Consider the following 18,786-nt stretch of genomic DNA (forward strand, 5'->3'; position numbering starts at 1 on the left):
TCCCACACTGGACATGCGTACTGATATAACGCCATACTCAAATTCGACGTGTGTGCACAGTGTGCCCGGGGGGTGCCCGTGCATGGCGTTCTCCCTACCCCAGAACCAGGAGACCCATGGATAACTCGACTGCGGGCGCGAGAGCGCCCCGCAAGCGAAGGCTCGCGCCTATCGCGACGCTGGCCGCGGCCAGCCTCGTCGCGGGCGGCGTCGCCTACGCGGCGAATGTGAACACGACAGGCGCGGCGAACGCCGACACCATCACAACCGAGGCTGACTCGGCGGCGCACGGCCACCTGATCTGGGCCGAAGGGCTCGGACTGGACGTCGCCGGTGCTGGAAGCTCCTTCAGCCAGCTCTCTGCGGAGGGGCCCCGCGAGGAGCGCTCGCCGCTCGACCTCGAGGTGCTCGGTCTGGTCAACCTCGGGCTGGGAGTCGACCTCCCGCTCGTGAAGCCGGATGCATCGTCGCCCGGCCTTCTCGAGCTCGGCGCGATCGGCGTCGCGGAGAGCTACTCCTCGTCGCCGACCCTCGACCGCTCGATCGCGGCCTCCGGTCTGCTCGGCGAGAACGGGGCGCTCGATCTCTCGGCGTACGACTCGGTCGGCCAGCCTGCGAGCCTCGACCTCACGGCGCTGCTCTCGCAGGTCATCAGCGAAGAGCTGACGGACACCGTCCTGAGTGAGGCCGGCATCACGATCGGCGCCGTCGGGTCGCAGATCGAGAAGAACGGCACCGACGTCACGTCGCTCTACCGCATCGCCGACCTTCAGCTGAACCTGACGAGCCCTGTGCTCGCCGACACCACCACGCTCGTCGACAACGTGCTGGACCCGGTGCTTGCGCCGGTGAACGCGCTCGTGGGCGAGGGTGGGGCGATCTCGACCCTCGTCACCTCGCTGGTGTCGGCGCTCGACGCGATCAACGTCCTCGGGCTCGGGGGCATCGACGCGTCGGTGGCTGAGCTCGGGCTCGACACCACGGCGCTGACGAACTCCCTTCAGACCGAGCTCCTGGCGGCGCCGCTCGACAACTCGACCGCAACCGAGCCGGCTTCGGTCTCGATCGATCTCAGCAACGGCTCCATCAGCGTGGATCTCGGTGCGCTCCTGCTTCAGGCGGGCGGCTACACCGACCTCAATGAGCTGCCGGCGAACACCTCGGTGCTCACCGACGAGGTCGTCAACGCCGTTGTCGGCGGAGTGACGGACGCTCTCACCGGTACGGGACCGAACTCGCTGACGACGAAGCTGACGAACCTCATCTCCGACGGCATCTACGGTGTCGGCGTCAACCTGGACCTCAACCTCGCGGTCTCGCTCCTCGGCATTCCTGCGACCAACACCACGGTGTCGCTTCAGGGCGATGGGGGCGGTCAGGCGACGCTCGGCGGCGTGCTCGGTGTCGAGGGGTACGCTCCGGCGAGCCTCGAGATCGCGGATGAGGGCATCCTCGGTGGTCTTCTGGGCCTGGTCACGCCTCTCCTGGACCCGGTCGTCGGCCAGCTCGGCGGCATCCTCCAGCCGGTGATCGACACCCTGGTGACGAACCTCAGCACCACGGTGAACGGCGTCGTCAACCCGATCGTGACCAACCTGATGGACAACGCGCTCGAGCCCGTTCTCTCGCAGGTCGCCGAGCTCACGATCAACGAGCAGCCTGCCGAGGGCGACCTCGGCGCCGGCAGCTCGACGGTTCGTGCGCTGAGCGTCAACCTGCTTCCGATCCTCGGTGACGCGTCGGTGACGCTGGAGCTGGGCTCCTCGTCCGTCCGCGCCCTGGACGTGGTCGTCTACGACACGTCGATCACGGCAGAGCCGGGTTCGGTTGAGGCAGGCGAGACCGTGACGATCACGGGCGCCGGCTTCGCTCCTAACGAGACGGTGACGATCACGATCGACGGTGTGGTGGTCGGCACCGCAACCACAGATGCGGACGGCGACGGTTTCGCGGAGTTCACGTTCGACTACACGGTTCCTGCTGACGCGGAGCCCCAGGCTGGCGTTGTGGTCGTCGCCGAGGGTGACGTCTCGCAGACGCCGGCCCAGGACACGTTCGACATCGTCGAGGGCAATGCAGAGGTCGACGCCACGGCTGACACCTCGGCTGCGGCTGACGCTGATGTGAATGCGTCGGCTTCGGCGTCGGCTTCGGCGAACGCGGATGACAACAGCAACGCGTCGGCTCAGGTTGCGGCGCAGGCTGCGGCTCTTGCGGACGCGACGACGGACGCCTCGGCTGCGGCTGACGCGACGGCTGCTGCGGCTGCTCAGGCGGCGGCGACGGCTGACGCTTCGTCGGACGCTTCGACGACGGCTGACTCCGACGTGACCGCTGCGGCTCAGGCTGCTGCGCAGTCGTCGGCTGAGGCTGACTCGCAGGCGGACGCCACGGCTGCTGCCAACGCGGACGCTTCGTCGGCCGCTGCGGTCGCTTCGAACGCCGACTCGTCGTCGGACGCCTCGGTCAACGCCGCCGCGAACGCTGACGCGGATGTGAACGCTTCGGCTTCGGCGTCGGCTTCGGCGAACGCGGATGACAACAGCAACGCGTCGGCTCAGGTTGCGGCGCAGGCTGCCGCTCTCGCGGACGCGACGACGAACGCCTCGGCTGCGGCTGACGCGACGGCTGCTGCGGCTGCTCAGGCAGCGGCGACGGCTGACGCTTCGTCGGACGCTTCGACGACGGCTGACTCCGACGTGACCGCTGCGGCTCAGGCTGCTGCGCAGTCGTCGGCTGAGGCTGACTCGCAGGCGGACTCGACCGCTGCTGCCAACGCGAACGCCTCCGCGGCTGCCGCGGCGGCATCCAACGCCGACTCGTCGACGAACGCCTCGGCTGAGGCCGCTGCCAACGCTGACGCGACGGCTGACGCCACCGCTGCTGCGACGGCTGACGCGACCGCTGAGGCTTCGGCTGACGCGACCGCCGAGGCTTCGGCCGACGCGACTGCTGAGGCTTCGGCTGACGCGACCGCTGAGGCCGCTGCTGACGCCACGGCTGAGGCTTCGGCTGACGCGACCGCTGCTGCCACGGCTGACGCGACCGCTGAGGCTTCGGCCGACGCGACCGCTGAGGCGTCGGCTTCGGCCGATGCCAACGCCGCCGCAGAGGCCTCGGCCGCTGCCGACAGCTCGTCCGCCTCGGACAGCGACTCGGCTTCGGACAGCGACTCGTCGGCGACGGCCTCGGCCAATGCCAACGCGTCGAGCGACTCCGACGGCAGCGCGATCTCGATGGAGCTCGAGCACGACCGCCGCATGGTCGGGCAGGTGCAGATCGCCTACGGTCACGGCTTCGAGCCGGGTGAGACCGTCGAGGCGACGATGTACTCGACGCCGCACGAGCTGGGCACCCAGGTGGCTGACGAGAACGGCGACGTGACCTTCACGTGGACGATCAAGTCGGGCACGCCCACGGGCGACCACCGTGTCGAGCTCGTCGGCGCGACGTCCGGCTCGGTCGACGCAACCTTCGAGGTCTACGCGAAGTCCGGTCAGCTCTCGCCCACGGGCGGCGACCTGGCCCTCCCGCTCGGCGGTCTCGCCGCAGCGATGCTTCTCGGAAGCGCCGCCATCTGGATGATGGTGCGCCGCCGCGGGGCGGACGTCTGATCCAGACGTGAGAGCCGGGTGCTTCGGGCTGGCAAGGCCCGAAGCACCCGGTAACCTTTTGGGATATCGGCAGTGCCCCGGTGAACGCTCACCGGGGCACAGTCGGTTGGCAAGGAACTCTGGCCAGGGGAGGCGGCACCAGTGCCCGAAAAGACCGTCCCACGACGACGTGTGTACACGCGCGTCGTGATGATCCTCGCGGTGGCCTTCACGGCCTGGCACGTCTTCGCGTCGTTCCTCTGGATCGCGCCGTGGTCGCCGTTGCGCGAGGTCGTCTCGCAGAAGGCGCTCTCGGCGTACATGCTCCCGTTCTTCGGCCAGTCCTGGAGCGTCTTCGCCCCCGAGCCCATCAACGGCGACTACCGGTTCGAGGTCCGCGCGATCGTCGACGGGCAGGAGACCGAGTGGGTCAGCGCGAGCGACGTCGAGCTCTCGATGATCCGCTACAACCTCTTCACGCCGCGCGCCGGCATCCAGGCGATGGATGTCTCGAGCCAGCTCAAGGGCGCCTGGGCCGATCTCAACGACGATCAGAAGGCCGTCGCCGAGCTCAACTACTTCAAGGACGACTGGGAGGCGCGGATGTCCGAGGCCATGACGGCGTACGGCGACGCTGAGGTCGTCGACGCGTACGTCGCTCAGGAGCACCGCGCGACGGCCTATGCGACGCAGGTCGCGCTCGCGGTGTGGGGCGACGACGTCGAGCGGGTCCAGTACCAGGCCACGCGGCAGAACGTCATCCCGTTCGCCGATCGCCACGATCCCGAGGCCGAGCGCCCGGCCATCCAGTACTCGCCGACCGGATGGCGCGGGCTCGTGGTGAACGACGGGCAGTCCCAGCAGGCCTTCGAGGACGTCTTCCTCCCCGCCTACGAGCGGATGGCCGAATGAGCGCGCGCGAGAAGGCCGGGATCGCGGATCGCCTCGACGAGGCGCGCGCGATCGCCGCCCGCACGCCGCGCGCGCTCGGTCGTCTCGTCTCCGAGCTGCTGCGCATCGTGTGGGATGTCGCCCGGCGCGCGTGGCTCTTCACGGAGGCGTGGCTCCTCGACTCGAAGAAGTCGCTCTACGGCATCGCCGTCACGCGCATCCTGCTCGGCCTCACCGGCGTCGGCCTGCTCCTCACGAACTTCTCGACCCGCCTCTACACCTTCGGCTCGGGGTCGGCATGGAACGGCGAGGCTGCCGAGCCGGTCAGCGACTTCCCGAAGATCTGGCTGTTCGGACTGTTCGACAGCGTGCGCCTCGACGACGGCCTCTTCACGGTCCTGTACCTCGTGCTGCTTGCGCTGGCCGTGCTGTTCACGCTCGGATGGCGCTTCAAGATCGTGCTGCCGGCCTACTTCGTGCTGTGGGTCAGCTTCATCGAGATGAACGACGCCGTGGGTGACCAGGGCGACAACATGTACCGGATCGTGCTGATCCTGCTCTTCTTCGCCGACCCCGCCGCCCGCTGGTCGCTCGACGCCCGCCGTCGCGCGCGGGGCGGCGACCGGACCATCCTGCCGCGCGAGATCAGCAACCTCCTCCACAACCTCGCCCTCGTCGCGATGACGGCGCAGGTCTGCTTCGTGTACGTCTCGGGCGGCCTGTACAAGGCCGGCGGCGACCCCTGGTCGGGCGGCTACGCGGTCTACAACCCGCTCATGACCGAGCGCTTCGGCACGTGGCCCGTGCTGAGCGAGCTCATCACCGCATGGGGCCCGGCGGTGACGATCGCGAGCTGGGGGTCGATCATCCTGCAGATCGCCTTCCCGTTCATGCTCCTGTCGCGCCCCACCCGCATCCTCGCGCTCTTCGGCATCATGAGCTTCCACATCGGCATCGGCGTGCTGATGGGCCTGCCGTGGTTCTCGCTCGCGATGATCGGCATCGACTTCATCTTCATCCGCGACCGCACATGGCAGCGCGCGCTCGAGATCGTGAAGGGCAGCTTCCGCAGCGACGACGACGCGAAGCGGGAAGCGGCAGCGGAGACCGAGCCCGCATCAGAGGCGGACCCCGTCGTGAGCGACGATCGCGCGGAGCGCGGGCGGCCGGTCGGCGCGGGAGGCGGAGTGCGCGCCCGACGTCGCTAGTGCCGTTATCGATTCGTTACCTGCTGATGATGCGAATCTCTGTACGAATGTCGGGATCCAGAGTAGCATAGAGGCATGGAACGGATGTTCCCCGCGATCGATGAGGATCTGCGGGAGGCCTGCGAGGCACTCGAGCGGGTGTGCGACCGGCTCGAGCCCGGCGGTGCGGCTCCCGGCGAGCTGTCGTCGCTCCTCGCTCGCTTCGGCGAGGTGAAGCGGAGAGCGGATGCGGGGTTCGCGGCGGTCGCTGCGGAGGTCTCGCGGCAGTCCCGGCGCGAGCTCGGCAAGGACGGGTTCGCGCGCAGGCAGGGGTTCTCCTCACCCGCGGCCCTCATCTCGGCGGAGACCGGGGCCGCGACCGCGGAGGCTGCCCGGCTCATCCAGGTCGGCGAGGCGATCGCCCCGCGCGCCAACCTGGTCGGGGAGACCCTTCCCGCGAAGCATCCGCACGTCGCGGCCGCAATGCGGGCGGGCCTGCTCGGGATGGCGTCGGCCGGCGCGATCATCTCGCTGCTCGACCGAGTGGTGGTCCGCGCCGGAACGGCGGCGTGCGAGCGGATGGAGGAGGTGCTCGTCGAGCACGCACAGGGCCTCACGAGCGACGCGCTGCGCAAGCTCCTCCTCGAGGCCGAGGCCCGTCTCGATCCCGACGGCGCGGCGCCCCGCGAGGGCGCGGCGCACGCGGCCCGTCGTCTCACGTTCCGCCGCGACCGCGACGGCGGCGTCTCGTTCTCCGGCTGGCTGGACGCGGAGTCCGCCGCACCGGTGCTGACGGCGATCGACTCGTCGGTCACCGGCATCCTGCGGCGCAGAGAGCAGTGCGCCGATGAGGCCATGCGCGACGACCGCTCGGTCGTGCAGATGCAGGCCGACGTGCTGGTCGACCTGGCCCGCCACGGGCTCGGCTGCGAGCAGGTGCCGACGCGGCCCACATCGACCGTCGTGGTGCGGATGGCGCTGGATGACCTCCTGGCCGCGACGGGCGTCCGCCCCCTCGGCGAGGGCGCCGCGGAGGTGCACGTGCCGGGCGAGCCGGACGGGGTCGCGGGGTGCGCGGTCGGGTTCGCGACGATCGACGGCGTCGAGCAGCCGGTGACCGCCGGGATGGTGCGGAGGATGGCCGCCGATGCCGACATCATCCCCATGGTGCTCGGCACGGGAAGCGAATGCCTCGACGTGGGCTACCGCTACCGGTCCTTCACTCCCGCGCAGCGCGTCGCCCTCGCGGAGCGCGACGGCGGGTGCGCGTTCTGCGGAGCGCCCCCGGGTCACACGGTCGCGCACCACATCCGCTGGTGGTCGCAGGGCGGTCGCACGGATCTCGACAACGGCATCCTCCTGTGCACGCGATGTCACCACCGGATCCACGACGACGGGTGGGAGATCCGGATCGACGGGGTCGGTCGCGACGGCACTCCGTGGTTCATCCCACCCGCGTGGCTCGATCCGCTGCGCGCGCCGCGCATGGGCGGCCGGGCGCGCTACGCGCTCACCGCCTGAGCGCGGGGGCGGCGGCGGATCACCGTCGTCCGCATCTGTCGCCGACGGACAACACCGCGGCCGTGCGCCGCCGGGCCGCGCTGTGCGCCCTGGACAAACTCCCGGACGCGTCGTTGTCGGGCGCCTATCGTGAGAGACATCCTTCCCACCCCGCAGAAGAGGTGTGCCCATGGTCGACACAGTCGTTCGTCCCGCTCAGCCTGGCTCGCGTCCGGTCGCCGCAGAAGCCGACGACGCCCGCATCGACATCCCGGCCGTGACCCGGATGCTCCTCGGCACCTGGGCGGACATCCGGCTCGAGGCGCGCGAGATGATCAAGGACTCGGCGTTCTGGCGCATCGACGGCCTCAGCCACCACGCGCACCGCGAGCGCGTCCTCGAGCAGACGCAGCTGCTGGCGGACGCCGGCGCCGGAGCCCGTGCCTACCCGACCGAGTACGGCGGTCGGAACACGAACGGCGGCAACCTCGCCGGCTTCGAGGAGCTCGTCCTCGCCGACCCGAGCCTGCAGATCAAGTCGGGCGTGCAGTGGGGGCTCTTCGGGAGTGCGGTCCTGCAGCTCGGGACGAAGAAGCACCACGACCGCTGGCTGCGCGACATCATGAGCCTCAAGATCCCCGGCGCGTTCGCGATGACCGAGAGCGGGCACGGCTCCGACGTGCAGTCGATCGGGACCACCGCCACCTACGACCCCGAGACGGAGGAGTTCGTCATCCACACGCCGTTCCGCGGCGCCTGGAAGGACTACCTCGGCAACGCGGCCGTGCACGGCAAGGCGGCGACGGTCTTCGCGCAGCTCATCTCGAAGGGCGTCAACTACGGCGTGCACTGCTTCTTCGTGCCGATCCGCGACGACAACGGGGTCTTCCTCCCGGGCGTCGGCGGCGAGGACGACGGCGTCAAGGGCGGCCTCAACGGCGTCGACAACGGGCGCCTGCACTTCGACCACGTCCGCGTGCCGCGCGAGAACCTCCTGAACCGCTACGGCGACGTCGCCCCCGACGGCACGTACTCGAGCCCGATCGCGAGCCCCGGCCGCCGCTTCTTCACGATGCTCGGCGCGCTCGTGCAGGGCCGCGTCTCGCTCGATGGGTCCGCCACCTGGGCGTCGGGCCTCGCGCTCAAGATCGCCGTCACGTACGGCAATCAGCGCCGGCAGTTCGACAGCGGCACGGGCGCCGGCGAGACCGTCCTCCTGGACTACGCCAAGCACCGCCGCCGCCTGCTCCCGCTCCTCGCGACGACCTACGCCCAGGCGTTCGCGCACGACGAGCTGCTCGTGAAGTTCGACGGCGTGTTCGGCGGCACCGCCGACACCGACGAATCCCGTGAGGACCTCGAGACGCTGGCGGCGGCACTCAAGCCGCTCTCGACCTGGCACGCGCTCGCGACCATCCAGGAGTGCCGCGAGGCCTGCGGCGGAGCGGGCTACATGGCCGAGAACCGCCTCGTGACCCTCCACCAGGACCTCGACGTCTACGTCACGTTCGAGGGCGACAACAACGTGCTCCTCCAGCTCGTCGGCAAGCGCCTGCTCTCGGACTACGGAAAGCAGTTCACGGGCAAGGACGCACGGGCGCTCGCGGCCTACGCGGTGGGCGAGACAGCCGACAAGATCTTCCACGGCGCGGGCCTGCGCCGGCTGGGGCAGGCGTTCGCCGACCTCGGCTCGACCGCGCGCTCGGTCGAGCTGGGGCTGCGCGCCCACGACCAGCAGGAGCTCCTCACCGATCGCGTCCAGCGGATGACGGCGGATGTCGCGGGCCGCCTGCGTCTCGCGTCTCGCCTCTCGCCCGCACAGGCGGCAGAGCTGTTCAACGAGAACCAGGTCGCCCTCCTCGAGGCCGCCCGCGCCCACGGCGAGCTGCTGCAGTGGGAGGCCTTCACCGATGCCGTGGAGCGCGTGGAAGACGAGGGCACCCGTCAGGTGCTCACGTGGCTCCGCGATCTCTTCGGCCTCGGGCTCATCGAGAAGCACCTCGCGTGGTACCTCCTGAACGGGCGGCTGTCGACGCAGCGCGCGGCGGCCGTGTCGAGCTACATCGACCGTCTCTGCGCGCGGCTCCGCCCGCACGCTCAGGACCTCGTCGACGCGTTCGGCTTCGAGCCGGAGCACGTCCGGGCGCCCATCGCGTCCGGGCAGGAGCAGGCGCGTCAGGAGGAGGCGGCGGCGTACTACGCGGCCCTCCGTGCCAGCGGCGAGGCTCCGGTCAAGGAGAAGAAGCCCGCGCGCTGACCGCCGCCGGTCAGCGCCTGCGGAGCGCGATCACGGTGAGGTCGTCGTCCGGCGTCCCGTGCGCCGCGAGCTCGACGACCGCCTCGACGGCCTCGGGCGCCGAACGCGCTGACGACACCCGGCGCCACACGGGCGCGAGGTCGTCGAGCCCGCCGCCGACCGCATCGAGCATGCCGTCGCTCACGACGAGCAGGGTCTCGCCGGGTGCCAGGCGCTCGGCGCCCGCCTCGCGCTGCTCGTCCGGCGCGATGCCGAGGGGCAGGCCGCCCGCGGGGAGGCGCCGGACGTCGCCCTCCGGCGGGACGATCGCCGCGAGCCCGTGGCCCGCGTCGGCGTAGGCGATCTCTCCGGTCGATGCGCGCACGAACGCGCGGAAGGCCGTCACGAAGGCACCCGCATTCGCGAGGTCGGCGTCCATGCGGCGCTCGGTCTCGACGAGCGGCCGCACGACCTCGCCGTCGGCGCTGTGGGCGCGCAGGAGCGAGCGTGTCGTCGCCGCGAGGATCGCCGCGCCCATGCCCTTGCCCATGACGTCCGCGAGCGTGATGACGGCGCCGTCCTCCACCTCGTGCCAGTCGTAGAAGTCGCCGCCCACCGATCCGGCCGGCACGAAGCGCGCGGCGAGGCTGTAGCCGGGCAGCCGCGGCTGGGCGACCGGCAGGAGGGCCGCCTGCACCTGCGCGGCGCGCTCGAGCTCGGCGCGCTCGAGCGTGACGTCGCGGAGGACGGTGACGACGCCGCCTCCCGCGCGAGCGGGCAGCCGGGCCGTTGTGAACGCGACGGTGCGCTCGTCGGCGACCGGCGGCCGCACGAGAAGCGGCAGGTCCTTGACGTCCTCGCCCGCGAGTGAGCGGCGGAAGGGGAGCTCATGGTCGGCGAGCGGGCTGCCGTCCAGATGGCGGAGGCCCGCGAGGTCGTCCGCGTCGCCTGTGCCTTCCGCGGGCTCGGTGTCGTCGCCGGTCAGGAGGCGCCGTGCGGCGGGATTGCGGACGACGATGCCGCCGTCGCGGTCGACGACCCGCACGCCCTCCGTCATCGTGTCGACGATCGTGCGCAGCAGCTCGGCCTGAGCCTGCGCTCCGTCGCGTGCCTCGCGCAGCGCGGTGGCGAGCGCGTGCCGGTCGTCCCTGTCGAGCGCGAGCGCGAGTCCGATCGTGCACACGAGCACGGTGTAGAGCTGGGCGACCGCGATCTGCGTCGTCGCATCGTCGAGCCCGAGGAAGGGGCCGATGCCGCTCGCGGTCAGGGCGATCGCGACGACCGCGACGAGGGCCCCGTGTCCGATGACGAACCGCGCCGGGAGGCGCACGCCCGCCCAGCAGGCCAGTGTGAGCAGCGGGAAGACGACGGTCGGCTCGGCGAATCCCGAGAACCAGGCGGCGTGCACGGCGGGGGAGAGCACGAGCACCGCGAACCACTCGAGCGGGCGCGACGCGAGGCCGGCGCCGAGGTCGGACAGGCGGAGAATCGGGAGCCCCGCGCGCCGACGACGCACGCTGTCGCCCACCATGAAGCCGAGGGGCACGAGCACGACGATGCTGCCGAGGTTGCGCGCGCACCAGAGGAGGATGACGTTCCACTGCCATCCGGTTCCCGACAGAAGCCCGTCGAGCTCGATGAGCGGCGACGAGATGAGCGGGCCGGCCAGTGCCGCGAGCAGGAACCACCACAGCTCGCGGCGGTCGAGAAGGCGACCGGCGCGGCTGAACCAGACGCGCGGGCAGTGCCGAGCCAGCACCGTGCGGCACACGACGGCCTGCACGACGGCGGCGAGCCCGCCGAGCGCGCTCTGCAGCGGGGCGCCGCCGGTCGCCGAGACGACCGCCCACGTGAGGACCCCCATGAGCGCGAGGTCCACGGCGATCCAGGGACGCCGCGCTCGCGCGACCATCCACAGCACCGAGACGCCGGCGGCCGGCCACACCATGCTGATCCCGCTGTCGGGCAGCACCGTCAGGCGCCCCGCGATCGCGGCGAGGGCGTACGCGAGGGCGAACCCCGCGAGCAGCGATGCCTCCGAGGCGACCGTCACAGCCATCCGCGCGGGGCGGTTCGCGGTCATGGCGCTGTCCTCACTCCGGGGCGTCGGGGGCGGGCGCGGTGGCCGCGAGTGCCTCGAGGAAGCGGATGACGACCTCTCGCTCGTCGGGCGCGAGGGCCGCGGCGACGTCGAACCTCCGCGCATGCGTGCGACCGACGCTCGCCCGCGCCGATGCCCGCGTCTCCTCGGTCACCTCGATCGCCAGGCTCCTCCGATCGTGGGGGTGGGGGAGGCGCCGGATGTGGTCGCCCGCCGCGAGACGATCGAGGAGCTTGGTCGTCGACGCGGTCGAGATGCTCAGGTGGGCCGCGATCGAGCTCGGCGTCACGACCGCGCCGTGACGCTGCGACGCGATGATGTAGCGCAGGGCGCGCATATCGGTCTCGCCGAGCTTCATGTAGCGGCGCGAGGCCTCGCTCATGGCGCGCTCGGCGTTCCGCCAGGTCTGCAGCGCCTCCAGCACGCGCACGACCTGAGCGAGCTCGTCATCCGTGAGGTGCGCGCGCTGGACGAGCTCCTCGTCGGGATCGATCACCCGGGGATCGAGCATCGAGAACCGCTCGTCGCGGGGCGCGTGGTCTTCTGGCACAGCGTGAGCTTACCCTCCGTCGGAAAATCAGCTATGTTGATTGCTAGCTTAGCTAATAACACGGTGGGAGAGGCGATGCGGACGATGACGGGTCACGACGAGCGGGTGGTGCTCCTCGACGAGGACGGCCGTCCCACGGGCGTCGCCGACAAGGCGAGCGTCCACGGGGCGCGCACGCCGCTCCATCTCGCGTTCTCCTGCCACGTGAGCGATGACGCGGGGCGCATCCTGCTGACCCGCCGCGCCCTGTCCAAGCGCACGTGGCCGGGGGTCTGGACCAACGCGTTCTGCGGACATCCGGCGCCCTTCGAGCCGATCCCGGCGGCGGTCGAGCGACGCGCTCGCGAGGAGCTGGGTCTCTCGCTGCGCGCGATCCGGCTTGCCCTGCCCGACTTCCGATACCGCGCGGTCGACGCCTCGGGGATGGTCGAGAACGAGATCTGCCCCGTCTACCTCGCGGTCGCCGACAGCGAGCTCTCTGCGCGCCCGGACGAGGTGGTCGAGGCCCGATGGGTCGACCCCGCCGACCTCGACGTCGCGCTCGCCGCGGCGCCGTGGGCATTCAGCCCGTGGCTCGTCCGGCAGCGGCAGGAGCTCGTGCAGGCGGGCGCCGCGGCGAGGACGCCGTGATGTCGGCGGTGCGCAGCGCGCCTGAGCGGGTGGAGGACGTGCTCGGCGCCTTCCTCGCCGAGCGGATCGAGCGCGCGGCGAGCCTGGGGGCGCCCTACGCCCGCCTCTGGCAGCGGCTCGCCGACGCGTCGCGCGGCGGGAAGCGCCTGCGCCCCCGGCTCGTGCTCGCCGCGCACGACCGTCTCGGCGGCAAGGACGACTCCTCGGCGCGGACGGCCGCCGCCGCGATCGAGCTCCTGCACACCGCCCTGCTCCTCCATGACGACGTCCTGGACGGCGATCTCGTCCGCCGCGGCCGTCCGAATCTCGCGGGGGCGTTCGCGACCGAGGCCATCGAGAGCGGCCTCGGATCCGACGCGGCGACGTCCTGGGGCGCCGCGTCCGGCGTGCTCGCGGGCGACCTGCTCCTCAGCGCGGTGCACGCGCTCGTGTCCCGCATCGAGTCGCCGGCGCGCGCCGCCGTGCACGAGATCGTCGACGAGAGTCTGTTCCTCACGGCGGCGGGCGAGCACGCCGACGTCGGCTTCAGTCTCGGCGCCGTGCCCGCGGACACCGCCGGGATCGTGCGCATGATGGAGCAGAAGACCGCGAGCTACTCCTTCGCCGCTCCGCTGCGCGTCGGCGCGGTCCTCGCCGGCGCCGGGCCGCTCGTCGACGCGGCGCTGCAGCGGATCGGCACGCAGCTCGGCTTCGTCTACCAGCTGCGAGACGACGTCCTCGGCGTCTTCGGCACGGAGGAGCGCACCGGCAAGACCGCTCTCGGCGACCTGCGCGAGGGCAAGCGCACCCTGCTCGTGGCCTTCGCCGAGCCGCACGCGGCGTGGCGCGACGTCGCGCATCTCTTCGGCCGGCGCTCTCTCGAGGAGGACGACGCCGCTCTGCTGCGCGATGCGATCCGCGCGAGCGGAGCGGCGGACGAGATCGAGCGGCTCATCGCGGAGCAGAGCGCGGCGACGCGCCGCGAGATCGCGGCCGCGCCGATCCCCGACGGGCTGCGGGCGGAGCTGGATGCGCTCGTCGGGCGCTGTGCGGAGCGGGACGCATGACGGCCCTGGACCTCTACACCCGAACGGCGCGCGCGGCGTCGTCCCGCGTGCTTCCCGCCTATTCGTCCTCGTTCGGGCTCGCGAGCCGCCTGCTGCCCCCGCGCGTCCGCGGCCACATCGCCGACGTCTACGCGCTCGTGCGCGTCGCCGACGAGATCGTCGACGGCCCCGCGAGCGAGGCGGGGCTCGGCGACGCTGCGCGGCGAGCCGCCCTGGACGAGCTCGAGGGCGAGACCCTGCGGGCGCTCTCGTGCGGGTTCAGCGCGAACCTCGTCGTGCATGCCTTCGCCGACACCGCGCGGCGCACGGGCATCCCCGAGACCCTCGTTCGCCCCTTCTTCGCGTCGATGCGGATGGACGCCGACGGCGCCGAGATCCGCGACGAGGCGACGTATCGCGCCTACATCCACGGCTCCGCGGAGGTCGTCGGGTCGATGTGCCTGCGCGCGTTCGCCCAGGAGGACCGCGCGCTCCTCATCGACGACGAGCTCGAGGAGGGCGCGCGGCGCCTCGGCGCGGCCTTCCAGAAGGTGAACTTCCTGCGCGATCTGGCGGATGACCGCGAGCGGCTCGGCCGCTCGTACTTCCCGGGGGTCGACCCGTGCGCCCTGTCGGAGGACGACAAGCTCCGCATCGTCTCCGATGTCGACTCCGACCTCGCCGTCGCGTCGTCGGCTCTGACGCGGCTGCCGCGGAGGTCCCGACGGGCGACCGCCGCGGCGGCTGGCCTCTTCTCCCGTCTCAACGATGTCCTTCGCGCGACGCCTGCGCGCGAGCTCCTCGAGCGGCGGGTCTCGCTGCCGCGCCGCGCGAAGGCCGCCGTGCTCGTGCGGGCAGCGCTGGACCGCCCGACGGCGGTGCGCGCATGAGCGCGCGCACGGTCGTCGTCATCGGCGGCGGCATCTCGGGCCTCGCGACCGCCGCCCTGCTCGCGGCGGAGGGCGACGACGTCACTCTCATCGAGGCCCGCGACGAGCTCGGCGGTCGCGCGGGCCGGCGCCGCGTCGACGGATTCACGTTCGACACGGGCCCCTCGTGGTACCTCATGCCCGAGGTGTTCGACCACTTCTTCCGTCTCCTCGGCACCACGGCGGCGGAGCAGCTCGACCTCGTGCCGCTCGACCCCGCCTACCGCGTGTGGTTCGAGGGCGACGAGGTGCCGTTCGACCTGCCGGCGCACGGCGCGCGGGAGGCGCTGCGGGCGCTCGATCCCGGCGCTGCGTCGCGGATCGACGCCTACCTCGCCTCGGCCGCGGAGACCTACGACCTCGCCACGGAGCGGTTCCTGTACAGCACGTTCGCGTCGCTCCGCCCCCTGCTCGACACCCGCACGCTGCGGCGGCTGCCGCGTCTCGCTCGCCTTCTGGCCGAGCCGCTCGACCGCCTCATCGCGCGGCACACCGACGACCGCAGGGCGCGCCAGGTGCTCGGCTACCCGGCCGTCTTCCTCGGGACCTCGCCGTCGCGCGCACCGGGCATGTACCACCTCATGAGCCATCTCGACGTGGGCCAGGGCGTGCTCTATCCGCGCGGGGGATTCGGGACGGTGATCGACGCGATCGCGGCGCTCGCCCGCGACCGCGGCGCGCGCCTGCACGCCGGATGGCGCGCCACCGGCATCGAGGTCGCGGCCGGCGCGGTGCGCGCGGTCGAGGCGGAGCGCGCGGACGGCTCCCGCACGCGCCTCGTCGCCGACGTGGTCGTCTCGAGCGCCGACCTGCGGGTCACCGAGAGCCTGCTGCCCTCGCAGCACCGCTCGCGCACCGAGGCCTGGTGGGACCGCCGCGACCCGGGCCCCGGGGCGGTGCTGGCCCTCCTCGGCGTGCGCGGCGAGCTGCCGCAGCTCGCGCACCACTCCCTCTTCTTCACGCGCGACTGGGATGCCGGATTCGACGCGATCTACGGCCCCGCGCGTCGCATCCCCGATCCCGCGTCCCTGTACGTGTGCCGCCCGAGCGCGACCGACGACACGGTGGCGCCGGCCGGCCACGAGAACCTCTTCGTGCTCGTGCCGGTGCCGGCCGACCCCGGGATCGGATCGGGCGGGGCGGATGGCGCGGGCGACGCCGACGTCGAGCGCACGGTCGATGCGGCGATCGACCAGATCGCCTCATGGGCGCGGGTGCCCGACCTGCGCGAGCGGATCGTCGTGCGGCAGACGATCGGGCCAGCGGACTTCGAGCGCGACTTCGGCGCCTGGCGCGGGGGAGCGCTCGGCCCCGCGCACACGCTCCGCCAGAGCGCGCTCCTGCGCGGCTCGAACGCATCCGCCCGCGTCGGCGGCCTCCTCTACGCGGGGGCGACGACGATCCCCGGCATCGGGCTGCCGATGTGCCTCATCAGCGCGGAGCTCGTCGTGAAGCGCCTGCGCGGCGATGTCTCCGCGGGCCCGCTGCCGGAGCCGCTGTGAGCCTCGTCTACCTCGGATGCCTCCTGCTCGCGCTCTCGTGCGTGCTGGCGGTCGACCGGCGCTTCCGGCTGTTCGTGTGGCGCGCTCCCGCGCGCGCGGCGCTCGTCCTCGCCACCGGGCTCGTCTTCCTCCTCGCGTGGGATGCCGCCGGCATCGCCCTCGGCATCTTCTTCCGCGCCGAGACCGCGGTCATGACCGGCCTCGTGATCGCGCCCGAGCTGCCCGTCGAGGAGCCCGTGTTCCTCCTCTTCCTCTGCGAGCTCACGATGGTGCTCTTCTGCGGCGCCGACCGACTTCTGGCCGCTCGCGACAGGGGGCGGCCATGACCTACGTCGTCCTGTGCGCGGCGTTCCTCGCCGTCGCCGTGGCCTCCGCCCTGGCACTGTCCGCCCGGCGCCGCCCGCGGCTGAGCGCGGTCGCGCTCGCCGCCGCCGCGCTCGTCGTGCTCACGGCGGTCTTCGACAGCGTCATGATCGCGGTCGGCCTGTTCGCGTACGACGACGAGCGGATCTCCGGCGTGCGGATCGGCCTCGCGCCCCTCGAGGACTTCGCCTACCCGCTGGCGGCGGCCATCCTGCTGCCCGCGCTGTGGGTCGCCCTGAGGAGGCGCCGAGATGATCCGTGACCTGCTGGTCGCATCGCGGCCCCTCAGCTGGATCAACACGGCCTTCCCCTTCGCCGCCGCGTATCTCCTGACCGCGCGCGAGGTCGACCTCGCTCTGATCGTGGGCACCGTGTTCTTCCTCATCCCCTACAACCTCGCCATGTACGGCGTGAACGACGTGTTCGACTACGCGTCCGATCTCGCCAATCCCCGCAAGGGGGGCGTGGAGGGCGCCCTGCTCGCCCCGGCCGCGCACCGCGTCGTGCTCACCGCCGCCGCGGTGTCGTGCCTGCCGTTCGCGATCGCGCTCGTGCTTCTCGGCGGGCCGGCGTCGTGGGCCGTCCTGGCCGTGAGCCTCTTCGCGGTCGTCGCCTACTCCGCGCCGCCCTTCCGGTTCAAGGAGGTGCCGTTCCTCGACTCGCTCACCTCGAGCGTGCACTTCGCGAGCCCCGCCGTCTACGGGATCGTGCTCGCGGGGGCCGCACCCGATCGCGGAGCGCTCCTCGTGCTCGCGGCATTCCTGCTGTGGGGCGTGGCCAGTCACGCGTTCGGCGCCGTGCAGGACGTCGTGCCCGACCGAGAGGGCGGGATCGCGTCGATCGCGACGGCTCTCGGCGCGGCCCGCACGGTGCGCTTCGCGCTCGCCGCGTGGATCGCCGCGGCCCTGCTCGTGCTCGCCGTCGGCGGCACGGCGGCCTGGGCCGCTCCGCTCGCGCTCCCCTATCTCGCGACCGCCGCTCCGTACGCGCGCGTGTCCGACGCCGACTCCGCGCGCGCGAATCGCGGCTGGCGGCGCTTCCTCTGGATCAACTACGCCGTCGGCTTCGCGGTGACGATGCTCCTCATCGTCTTCGCCCTGCAGACGGCCTGAGCCCGACCATCCCTCGAACGACAGGAGCACGCCATGACCACGGCATCCGTCCCCTTCGCCTCGCCCGCCGCGCGCGACGGCGCCCCGTACGCGACCGTCCCGCAGCCCTACGACGCCATCCTCCTCGCGGGGTTCGGCGGCCCCGAGGGGCAGGACGACGTCATCCCCTTCCTGCGCAACGTCACGCGGGGCCGCGGGATCCCTGACGAGCGCCTCGAGGAGGTCGCGCACCACTACCGCCACTTCGGCGGCGTGAGCCCGATCAACGCCCAGAACCGCGCGCTCAAGGCCGCGCTGGAGGCCGAGATCGCCCGGCGGGGCCTCGACCTGCCGGTCTACTGGGGCAACCGCAACTGGGCGCCGCGCGCCCTCGACGAGACCGCGCTGGGGAGCGTCGTCGAGATCGACAAGGTGCGGCAGTTCTTCGACCACCCCGGGTTCGTCGAGGCCTTCGTCGACGGGCTCGTCGACGCGATCCGAGGCTTCCTCGCCGACCGGCTCCGAGTGCGCGTCCTCTTCGCGACTCACAGCATCCCGGTCGACGACGCGCGGCGATCCGGCCCTCGTGACCTCGATCTCGGGCCGGGTGGCGCCTACGAGGCGCAGCATCGCGCGGTCGCCGCGGCGGTCATGGAGCGGGTCGCCGCGATCGTCCCCGAGGCGGCCGATGTCCCGTGGGAGCTCGTCTACCAGTCGCGGTCGGGACCGGCCTCGCAGCCCTGGCTCGAGCCCGACATCTGCGACCGGATCGCCGAGCTGCCCGCGGAGGGGGTCGAGGCCGTCGCGATCGTCCCGGTCGGGTTCCTCAGCGACCACATGGAGGTCATGTGGGATCTCGACGAGGAGGCGCTGCAGGCGGCGGCCGACGCCGGCCTCCGAGCGGTGCGCACGCCGACGCCGGGCGCCGACCCGCGGTTCGTCGCGGGCGTCGTGGACCTCGTGGAGGAGCGGATGGCCGCCACGCCGCGCGAGGAGCGGCCGGCCGCGACGCCGCTCGGCCCGTGGTTCGACGTCTGCCGCCCCGGGTGCTGCGAGAACGTGCGCGCGGGGTTCCACCCGGCCGCCGCGGGCATCGCGCCCTGAGGCGTGGGCACCTGTGCCCATGCGCTCGCATGGGCGGATCAGGGGGCACAGGTACCCTGGAAGTCCGTGACCGCGCGCCGCCAC

15 protein-coding genes are annotated in these 18,786 nt (G+C 72.1%); 13 read left to right on the forward strand and 2 right to left on the reverse strand.

All coding sequences use genetic code 11. The features are described from left to right. Positions 1-116 precede the first annotated feature (116 nt). The 5 genes from ACOWU6_RS05895 to ACOWU6_RS05915 all read left to right on the forward strand — a co-directional run bounded on the left by ACOWU6_RS05895 (position 117) and on the right by ACOWU6_RS05915 (position 9,428). Positions 117-3,614, forward strand: coding sequence for a choice-of-anchor G family protein (locus tag ACOWU6_RS05895; protein ID WP_421075050.1), 3,498 nt, complete (start codon positions 117-119; stop codon positions 3,612-3,614). Between the two features lie 141 nt (positions 3,615-3,755). Then, entirely contained in the window at positions 3,756-4,505 is a 750-nt protein-coding gene (locus ACOWU6_RS05900) for a DUF5819 family protein (protein WP_271173514.1), read from the forward strand. After that, a complete protein-coding gene (locus ACOWU6_RS05905; RefSeq protein ID WP_421075051.1) occupies positions 4,502-5,692 on the forward strand; it encodes an HTTM domain-containing protein in 1,191 nt (396 codons plus the stop codon). The genes ACOWU6_RS05900 and ACOWU6_RS05905 overlap by 4 nt, the downstream gene beginning before the upstream one ends. Positions 5,693-5,767: 75 nt before the next feature. Further along, complete coding sequence (locus ACOWU6_RS05910; protein WP_421075052.1) at positions 5,768-7,192, forward strand: DUF222 domain-containing protein; 1,425 nt, start codon at positions 5,768-5,770, stop codon at positions 7,190-7,192. Positions 7,193-7,361: 169 nt separating this feature from the next. After that, positions 7,362-9,428, forward strand: a complete 2,067-nt coding sequence (locus ACOWU6_RS05915; RefSeq protein WP_421075053.1) for an acyl-CoA dehydrogenase — start codon at positions 7,362-7,364, stop codon at positions 9,426-9,428. Between the two features lie 10 nt (positions 9,429-9,438). Here the strand turns inward: ACOWU6_RS05915 and ACOWU6_RS05920 are convergent, their stop codons facing one another. Beyond that, positions 9,439-11,490: a SpoIIE family protein phosphatase gene (locus tag ACOWU6_RS05920; RefSeq protein ID WP_421075054.1), complete on the reverse strand. Its 2,052-nt coding sequence runs from the start codon at positions 11,488-11,490 to the stop codon at positions 9,439-9,441. 10 nt (positions 11,491-11,500) lie between these two features. Next, a complete protein-coding gene (locus ACOWU6_RS05925; RefSeq protein ID WP_282979358.1) occupies positions 11,501-12,058 on the reverse strand; it encodes a MarR family winged helix-turn-helix transcriptional regulator in 558 nt (185 codons plus the stop codon). Positions 12,059-12,142: 84 nt separating this feature from the next. On the opposite strand from ACOWU6_RS05925, the gene idi reads away from it, so the two are divergent. The 8 genes from idi to ACOWU6_RS05965 are packed head-to-tail and all read left to right on the forward strand — an operon-like array spanning position 12,143 to position 18,702. Next, positions 12,143-12,688: an isopentenyl-diphosphate Delta-isomerase gene (idi, locus tag ACOWU6_RS05930; protein ID WP_421075055.1), complete on the forward strand. Its 546-nt coding sequence runs from the start codon at positions 12,143-12,145 to the stop codon at positions 12,686-12,688. Continuing rightward, positions 12,688-13,734, forward strand: coding sequence for a polyprenyl synthetase family protein (locus tag ACOWU6_RS05935; protein ID WP_421075056.1), 1,047 nt, complete (start codon positions 12,688-12,690; stop codon positions 13,732-13,734). The genes idi and ACOWU6_RS05935 overlap by 1 nt, the downstream gene beginning before the upstream one ends. Further along, positions 13,731-14,603 carry a phytoene/squalene synthase family protein gene (locus ACOWU6_RS05940; protein ID WP_421075057.1) on the forward strand — a complete coding sequence of 291 codons (873 nt, stop codon included), beginning with the start codon at positions 13,731-13,733 and terminating at the stop codon, positions 14,601-14,603. The genes ACOWU6_RS05935 and ACOWU6_RS05940 overlap by 4 nt, the downstream gene beginning before the upstream one ends. Then, a complete protein-coding gene (crtI, locus tag ACOWU6_RS05945; RefSeq protein WP_421075058.1) occupies positions 14,600-16,144 on the forward strand; it encodes a phytoene desaturase family protein in 1,545 nt (514 codons plus the stop codon). The genes ACOWU6_RS05940 and crtI overlap by 4 nt, the downstream gene beginning before the upstream one ends. Next, on the forward strand, positions 16,141-16,470 hold the full coding sequence (locus ACOWU6_RS05950) for a lycopene cyclase domain-containing protein (protein ID WP_421075059.1): 330 nt from the start codon (positions 16,141-16,143) through the stop codon (positions 16,468-16,470). Before crtI ends, ACOWU6_RS05950 begins: the two co-directional genes overlap by 4 nt. Continuing rightward, a complete protein-coding gene (locus tag ACOWU6_RS05955) occupies positions 16,467-16,769 on the forward strand; it encodes a lycopene cyclase domain-containing protein (protein ID WP_271173524.1) in 303 nt (100 codons plus the stop codon). Before ACOWU6_RS05950 ends, ACOWU6_RS05955 begins: the two co-directional genes overlap by 4 nt. Then, positions 16,759-17,619, forward strand: a complete 861-nt coding sequence (locus tag ACOWU6_RS05960; protein ID WP_421075060.1) for a prenyltransferase — start codon at positions 16,759-16,761, stop codon at positions 17,617-17,619. The genes ACOWU6_RS05955 and ACOWU6_RS05960 overlap by 11 nt, the downstream gene beginning before the upstream one ends. Positions 17,620-17,652: 33 nt before the next feature. After that, the gene (locus tag ACOWU6_RS05965; RefSeq protein WP_421075061.1) at positions 17,653-18,702 is read left to right on the forward strand and encodes a ferrochelatase; all 1,050 of its coding nucleotides are present in this window, start codon (positions 17,653-17,655) and stop codon (positions 18,700-18,702) included. Positions 18,703-18,786: the final 84 nt, after the last annotated feature.

It is taken from the genome of Microbacterium sp. SA156, assembly GCF_049065455.1.
GTDB classification, from domain to species: Bacteria; Actinomycetota; Actinomycetes; order Actinomycetales; family Microbacteriaceae; genus Microbacterium; species Microbacterium barkeri.